7 protein-coding genes are annotated in these 5,881 nt (G+C 75.9%); 1 reads left to right on the forward strand and 6 read right to left on the reverse strand.

Annotated elements, in window-relative coordinates; all coding sequences use genetic code 11:
• The 4 genes from ACWEV0_RS35425 to ACWEV0_RS35440 all read right to left on the reverse strand — a co-directional run.
• The coding region (locus ACWEV0_RS35425; protein WP_453153926.1) for a baeRF2 domain-containing protein at positions 1–308 on the reverse strand (308 nt) is incomplete at its 3' end.
• Positions 244–771, reverse strand: a complete 528-nt coding sequence (locus ACWEV0_RS35430; RefSeq protein WP_453153932.1) for a DUF5709 domain-containing protein — start codon at positions 769–771, stop codon at positions 244–246. The genes ACWEV0_RS35425 and ACWEV0_RS35430, both read right to left, overlap by 65 nt.
• Before the next feature lie 2 nt (positions 772–773).
• Positions 774–956 carry a hypothetical protein gene (locus tag ACWEV0_RS35435; RefSeq protein ID WP_453153927.1) on the reverse strand — a complete coding sequence of 61 codons (183 nt, stop codon included), beginning with the start codon at positions 954–956 and terminating at the stop codon, positions 774–776.
• Between the two features lie 248 nt (positions 957–1,204).
• On the reverse strand, positions 1,205–2,491 hold the full coding sequence (locus tag ACWEV0_RS35440; RefSeq protein ID WP_453153928.1) for an MFS transporter: 1,287 nt from the start codon (positions 2,489–2,491) through the stop codon (positions 1,205–1,207).
• 86 nt (positions 2,492–2,577) lie between these two features.
• Here ACWEV0_RS35440 and ACWEV0_RS35445 point away from each other — a divergent pair, with 86 nt between their 5' ends.
• The gene (locus tag ACWEV0_RS35445; RefSeq protein ID WP_453153929.1) at positions 2,578–3,402 is read left to right on the forward strand and encodes a DUF5937 family protein; all 825 of its coding nucleotides are present in this window, start codon (positions 2,578–2,580) and stop codon (positions 3,400–3,402) included.
• 176 nt (positions 3,403–3,578) lie between these two features.
• Here the strand turns inward: ACWEV0_RS35445 and ACWEV0_RS35450 are convergent, their stop codons facing one another.
• Together ACWEV0_RS35450 and ACWEV0_RS35455 are read right to left on the reverse strand one after the other, a co-directional pair.
• On the reverse strand, positions 3,579–4,475 hold the full coding sequence (locus tag ACWEV0_RS35450) for a cellulose-binding protein (RefSeq protein ID WP_453153930.1): 897 nt from the start codon (positions 4,473–4,475) through the stop codon (positions 3,579–3,581).
• Between the two features lie 119 nt (positions 4,476–4,594).
• The coding region (locus ACWEV0_RS35455) for an SUKH-4 family immunity protein (protein ID WP_453153931.1) at positions 4,595–5,881 on the reverse strand (1,287 nt) is incomplete at its 5' end.

A 5,881-nucleotide genomic window follows, 5' to 3' on the forward strand; every position in this document is an offset into this window, starting at 1 on the left:
GCCGCCTCGACGCCGAGGGCCGTCGACTCCAGGCGCGCGGCCTCGATGTCGGCCGTCAGGAGCTCGGTGTCGGCACCGGGCGCCCGGCCGCCGTGGCGGCTGATCCGGGTGACGTGACGGAGTTCGGCCGGCAGCTGCTCCAGGACGCCCCGGCACTCCCGGGCACCGCCGGCCAGCATCATCAGCTCCGCGCCGGAGGCGGGGAAGATCCGGGCCAGTTCCGTGGCGACGAGAGCGGCGTTCTCATATCGCTTCGTCGTCGGCGGCGTCGGCAGCGGCGTCCGTGCCGCCGTCGATGCCGGTGTCACGGTGGACGGCGGCCTCCTCGGCGGGCGCGGCACCTTCGTCGGGCCCGGGCCCGGCGTCCACCGCGGTGCCGCCGCCGGCCGCCACCGGGTCGTCCGGCGAAAGCAGACGGCCGGCGCGGACGGCGCCGGACTCCTCGTCCATCGGCTCGCCCTCGCCGTCCGGCAGGTCGCCCACCCCGTTGCCGGGCGGCGGCGCCTGGTCCGGACGCTCCTCGGCGAGCCGCTCGTCGAGCGGTGCGCCCTCGCGCGCTTCTCGTACGGTGGTGCCGTACCCGGTCAGCGAGAAGGCCCGGTCGGGCGGGGAGTACCCCGGCTCCTCCGGGTCTTCCTCGGGGTCGGTGTCGAGCGCGTTCTCGGGGTCGAGCGGCCCGCTCGGCCGGTTGGCGCTGTCCGCGCCGGCCGGCTGGTAGACCTCGTCACCGCGTCCGCTCTCGTCCGATGCCGGCGAGGTGTTCTCGGGCATCGTCACCGCTTCCCTTCCTCGCGCTCCGGCTCTTCGTAAGGCGGGGCGTCCGCCGGGGGCTCGGGGTCGCGCCAGTCCTCGGTCCGCGTGGGGTGGCCGGCCCTCATCTGGGCCTCCACTTCCTTCTTGCGGGCGTCGTCGACGCGTGCTGCCGACTTGCTGCTGCCGCGCTGGGGTGTGGTCATGGCTGGTCTCCTGCGGTCGGTACGGCGGGTCGTCCTTCCCTGGGTGGCCCGTGGGCGGCGGCCGTGCCGGACTCGGCGTGCTGGGTGTGCGGGCGAAACCGGGCCGGTCCCCGGCCTGCCCCCGCGTCTGTGCGGACCCCCTTCCCGCCTTTGCGTGTCCGGGTGTCTGCCCGGCGAGTACCCACCCCACGGCGGCACAGACCTCACCGGCGGCCCGGCGGCGCAGACGGCCCGCGGCGGCACAGACGTCACCGGCGGCGCCGCCTCAAGCGGCCCACGACCAGCGGAAGCACTGCGGCGAGTTCACCGATCGCGCCCGTCCACAGCGCCGCCCGCACACCCAGGTGCTCGCCGATGAGCCCGCCGGCCAGCGCGCCCAGCGACATGCCGCCCCACACCACGAACCGCACGGTCGCCGTCACCCGTCCCAGGAGTTCCGGCGGGCAGATCCGCTGCCGGAGCGCCACCGAACCGATCTTGAAGGGCATGAAGGCCGTCCAGCCGAGCCCCTGCAGCACCACCGCGAGCGCGAACCGCCAGTCCGCCTGGAAGAACGGCAGCGCGGCCAGCCACAGCACCCCGCTCACGGCCACGGAGCCCGCCATCGCCCGCAGCTCGCCGAACCGGCGGGCCACCCGAGCCGTCAGCAGGCTGCCCAGGAAGCCGCCGACCGCCTCCGCCGTGAAGACGAGACCGCACAGGAACGGCGACAGCCGGAGCTCTCCGGCGAGCAGCACGAGCAGCATGGACGCGCCGACGGTGCCGCACAGGTTGGAGATCGCGGCGGTGAGGGTGAGCCCGCGCAGCACCGGCGTGCGGAACACGAACCGCAGCCCTTCGCCGATCTCGTCCCACAGCCGGGCCCCCGCCGACCACACCCCGGCCGACCGGGCTTCCGTCGTCCCGGTATCCGCCTGCCGGGCCTCGGGCCGCGGGTCAGGGCGGCGGATGCGGGACAGGAGGACCGCGGAGCCGAGGTAGGTGGCCGCGTTGACGACGAGGGCGAGCGGCGCGGTGACGGCCGCGACCAGTGCGCCGCCCACGCCCGGGCCGGCGGCGGCCGTGACGGTACGCGTCGACTCCAGGGCCGTGTTGGCGGCCACCAGCTGTTCCTCGTCGACGAGCCGGGGCAGGTGGCTCTGGTACGCGATGTCGAAGAAGGCGGTGCAGACGGAGAGCCCGAGCGCGACCGCGTACAGCTGCGGAAGCCCGAGGACGCCGAGCCAGGCCGCGGCCGGCAGGGTCGCCAGGAGCACCGCCCGGACCAGGTCGTTCACGATCATCACGCGGCGCCGGCGCATCCGGTCCACCCAGGCCCCGGCGGGCAGCCCGACGAGCAGGAAACCGAGGTACTCGCACATGACGAGCAGCCCGGCCTGGAACGGGGAGGCGCCGAGCGGGCCGATCGCCACGAGCGGCAGCGCGAGGACGGTGACCGCCGTGCCGGCCTGGCTGATCGTGTCGCCGATCCACAGCCTGCGGAAATCCGGGATCCGGTGCAGCCGGGGCGGTGAGGGGGTGAGGGTCGTGGTCATGCGGGGGACCTCATCACCCGGCGCGGGCGGCGCCCATTGTTTTACGCTGGGCTAAATCCTGGAGGAGGGGCTGGGGGGCTGGGCTGTTGGGCGGCATACGTTTCGGGGCGGACGATCTCGCCCAGCTGCGGTTCGCGATCTCACCGCTGTGGGAGACGGTCGCCGCGCTGCGCGCGGTCGCCGACCCCGGCGGCCACGCACTCCATCTCCCTTGGATCAAGCGGGCGTTGACGCTCCCGCGACCGACGCTCCCGGCCGCCCTCGCCGTCCCGGCGCCGCGCTGCCCGCTCGCCGAGTTCGAGGAGGAGCTCGGCGCGCTCGTAGGGCCGGGCGGCGAGGCCCTGCGCGCGTGGTGGGAGACGGGCGTCCGGCCTTACTGGCCGCGCGTCCGGGCCGTACTGGAGGCCGATCTCGCCCACCGCACCCGGCAGTTGACCGAGGACGGCATCCAGGAGGTGCTGACCCGGCTGCACCCGAACCTGCGCTGGACCGGCGAGCGGCTGGAGTCGCCGGAGCTCGGCCGCGGTGAACTCATCCTGGACGGCACCGGGCTGACGCTCGCCCCGAGCGCCTTCGCGGCCCGCTGCGCACTGCTGCCAGGACGGCCCGGCACGCCGCCGTGCCTGGTGTACCCGGCCCGCGCGGTGGGGCTGCTGTGGGAGCGCGGGGCGGCGGCCGGTGACGGGCTCGCCCGGCTGCTCGGCCGCAGCAGGGCGGAGCTGCTGGCCCGTACCACCACACCGTCCACGACCACGTCCCTCGCCGCGCAGACCGGCCTGACGCCGGGCGCGGTCTCGCAGCACCTGGCGGTGCTGCGCGACACGGGCCTGGTGAGCGGCCACCGCTACCGGCGCGAGGTGTACTACCGGGCGAGCGAGCTGGGCCGTTCGCTGCTCGCGGGCGCGGCCTAGGACACCTTGCCGTCGCGGAGCGAGCCGACCCGTTCGCTGCTCGCGGGGCCCCGCCTAGGGCGCCCTGCCGTCTCCGTCGCGGAGCGACCCGGCCCGATCACTGCTCGGCGAACCCGACCCAGGGCGCCCTGCCGTCGCGGAGCGAACCGGCCCGTTCGCTGCTCGCGGGGCCCCGCCTAGGTCTCTTCGTCGTCGCTGGGCCCGGGTCCGGCGACGCGGCCCGTCAGAGCGGCCAGCGAGGCGCGGATGTGTTCCATGTGGGAGTGGATCTCGTCGCGGGCCTCCTCGTGCTCGCGCAGCACGCGCTCCGTCTCGCGCTCGGTCCGCTCCTGCGCGAGGCGCGCCTCGGCGAGCAGCGCCGCCGCCTTCGCCTCCGCGTCCTCCTGGCCGTGCCGGGCGGCCTCCTCGGTCTCGGCGAGGGCCCGGCGGGCCTCGTCGAGCCGCGCCTCGGCCAGGGCTGCCGACTCCTCGTGCCGGGCGTCCTGTTCGGCCGCCCGCGCCGCCGCCTCCCGGTCGGCCGCCTCGCGTGCCGCGGTCTGCTCCTCGTGCTGCCGCGCGAGGAGCGCGGCGGCCTCGCGTTCGGTGGCCTCGAAGGCGGTACGGGCCTCGGCGCGCTGCTCGTCGGCGTCGCGCTGCGCGGCCGTACGTATCGACTCGGCGCGCTCGCCGGCCGCCGCCAGCCTCGCGCGGGCCGCCGACTCGGCCGCCGTCCGCACGCCCTCCGCGTAGGCCCCGGCCGCGTCCGCCGCCTCCTGCCCGGCCGCCTCCGCCGCCTCCGCGAAGGACTGCGCCTCGGCCTCCGCGGCCCGTACGAGCGCCTCGGCCTCGGCCTCCGCGAGCTCCAGGATCCGGCGGGCGCGCTCGCCCAGGGACTCGTAACGCTGCGGCGCGAGCGCGGCGACGACCTCGCGGAGCCGGGCCGCCTCCTCCTCCGTCTCCTCGGCGAGCACGGTCAGCCGTGCCGCGCGCTCCCAGGCGGCGTCGCGCTCGGCGGAGAGCGCGGCCAGGTACCGGTCGACCTGCTCCGGGCGGTAACCGCGCCCGCGTCCGAAGGATCCGGTGAAGAAGCTCATCCATGACTCCTTATGTCCTCAAACATCAAGGATGCGGCATGAGACGCCACCAGAACGGACAAAAGGCGCCCGATGTGAGTCCACATCGGGCGCCCTTTGTCACATTGCGCGTATGCCGGTCAGAGCAGCCCGTCCCACATCTGCTCGAGCAGCACCGACCACCAGTTCTCCGGCGAGGACAGCGCCGCCGGGTCCAGCATCGCCAGCTGCGCCTGGAAGTCGACCGTCCACCGGCCCGCCTGCTCCGGGTTGAGCCCGAAGCGGAGCCGCCACATCCGGCCGAGCAGCGCCAGGCAGCGCACGAACTCCGGCAGCCCGGAGTTCACGAACTGCGGCGGCACCGACTGCCCGCCCGGCCCGGCCTCCACCGGCACGGCCACGATGTTCGCCGTCCCGTACTGGACACAGATCGCCCGGCCGAAGTCCGAACCCAGGACGAGATACGAGCTCGCGTCCGGCGCCGGCTGGACCTGCCGCTGCGCCGCCAGCTCCGCGAGCGTCGGCACCACCGGCATCGCCGGCTGCGCCCAGAAGAACGGCCCGAAGTCGGCCGGCAGCCCCGCCCACAGGAGCGTGACCGCCACCAGCTCCGGCACGCCCTGCCGGGACACCGCGCGCTGGTCGAAGCGCAGGATCCCCGGCCCGAACGCCCCGGCCAGCTCCTGCGCCACCCCGTCCGGCGGCAGCGGCGGCGCCGGCTGCACCTGCGGCAACGGCGCCCGCACCGGCGCGGGGCGCGCCGGGCCGTCCGCGACCTGATGCAACTCGCCCTGGTGCGTCAGCAGTTGACGCATGCCCTGCTGGCGGCCCGCGTGGTCACGGCCGTACGGCGCGATGTTGGTGACCCGCGCCTGCGGCCAGGTCTCCCGGATCATCCGCGCGCAGTAACCGCCCGGCAGCTCGCACGACTCCAACTCCGTGTGCAGTTCGAGTACTTGCTGCGGCGGCACGTTCAGCGCGCGCAGCTCGTGCAGGATCTGCCACTCCGGGTGCGGCGTGCCCGGCGCGGAACGGCGGATGATCTGCTGCTCCGAGCCGTCGGGCGCGCGGTACCGCAGCACGGCCTGGTAGCCCGGGCCGACGGTCGGCTGACCGGTCGGCTGCGGCTGCGGATAGCCGTACGCGGGCGCGCTCGCCGGCGCGTTCACCGGCGCGGGGGCCGGCCCCGGCGGCGGAGGCGGCCCGGCCGGACCGGGCTGCGCCAGCATCGTCGCCGCGTGCGCGACCCCACCGGGCGGCGTCACACCCGCACCGGGCACGCCCGGCGGCGGAGGCGGCGGCAGCGGCGTACCGGGCCCACCCTGACTCGGGTGCGCCAGCATCGTCGCCGCGTGCGCGACCCCACCGGGCGGCGTCACACCCGCACCGGGCACGCCCGGCGGCGGAGGCGGCGGCAGCGGCGTACC

The organism is Streptomyces sp. NPDC003943, assembly GCF_053605265.1.

Coding starts and splice junctions, on each gene's coding strand:
- ACWEV0_RS35430 (WP_453153932.1), bottom strand. CDS start 771: ATGCCCGAGAACACCTCGCCGGCATCGGACGAGAGCGGACGCGGTGAC.
- ACWEV0_RS35435 (WP_453153927.1), bottom strand. CDS start 956: ATGACCACACCCCAGCGCGGCAGCAGCAAGTCGGCAGCACGCGTCGAC.
- ACWEV0_RS35440 (WP_453153928.1), bottom strand. CDS start 2,491: ATGACCACGACCCTCACCCCCTCACCGCCCCGGCTGCACCGGATCCCG.
- ACWEV0_RS35450 (WP_453153930.1), bottom strand. CDS start 4,475: ATGAGCTTCTTCACCGGATCCTTCGGACGCGGGCGCGGTTACCGCCCG.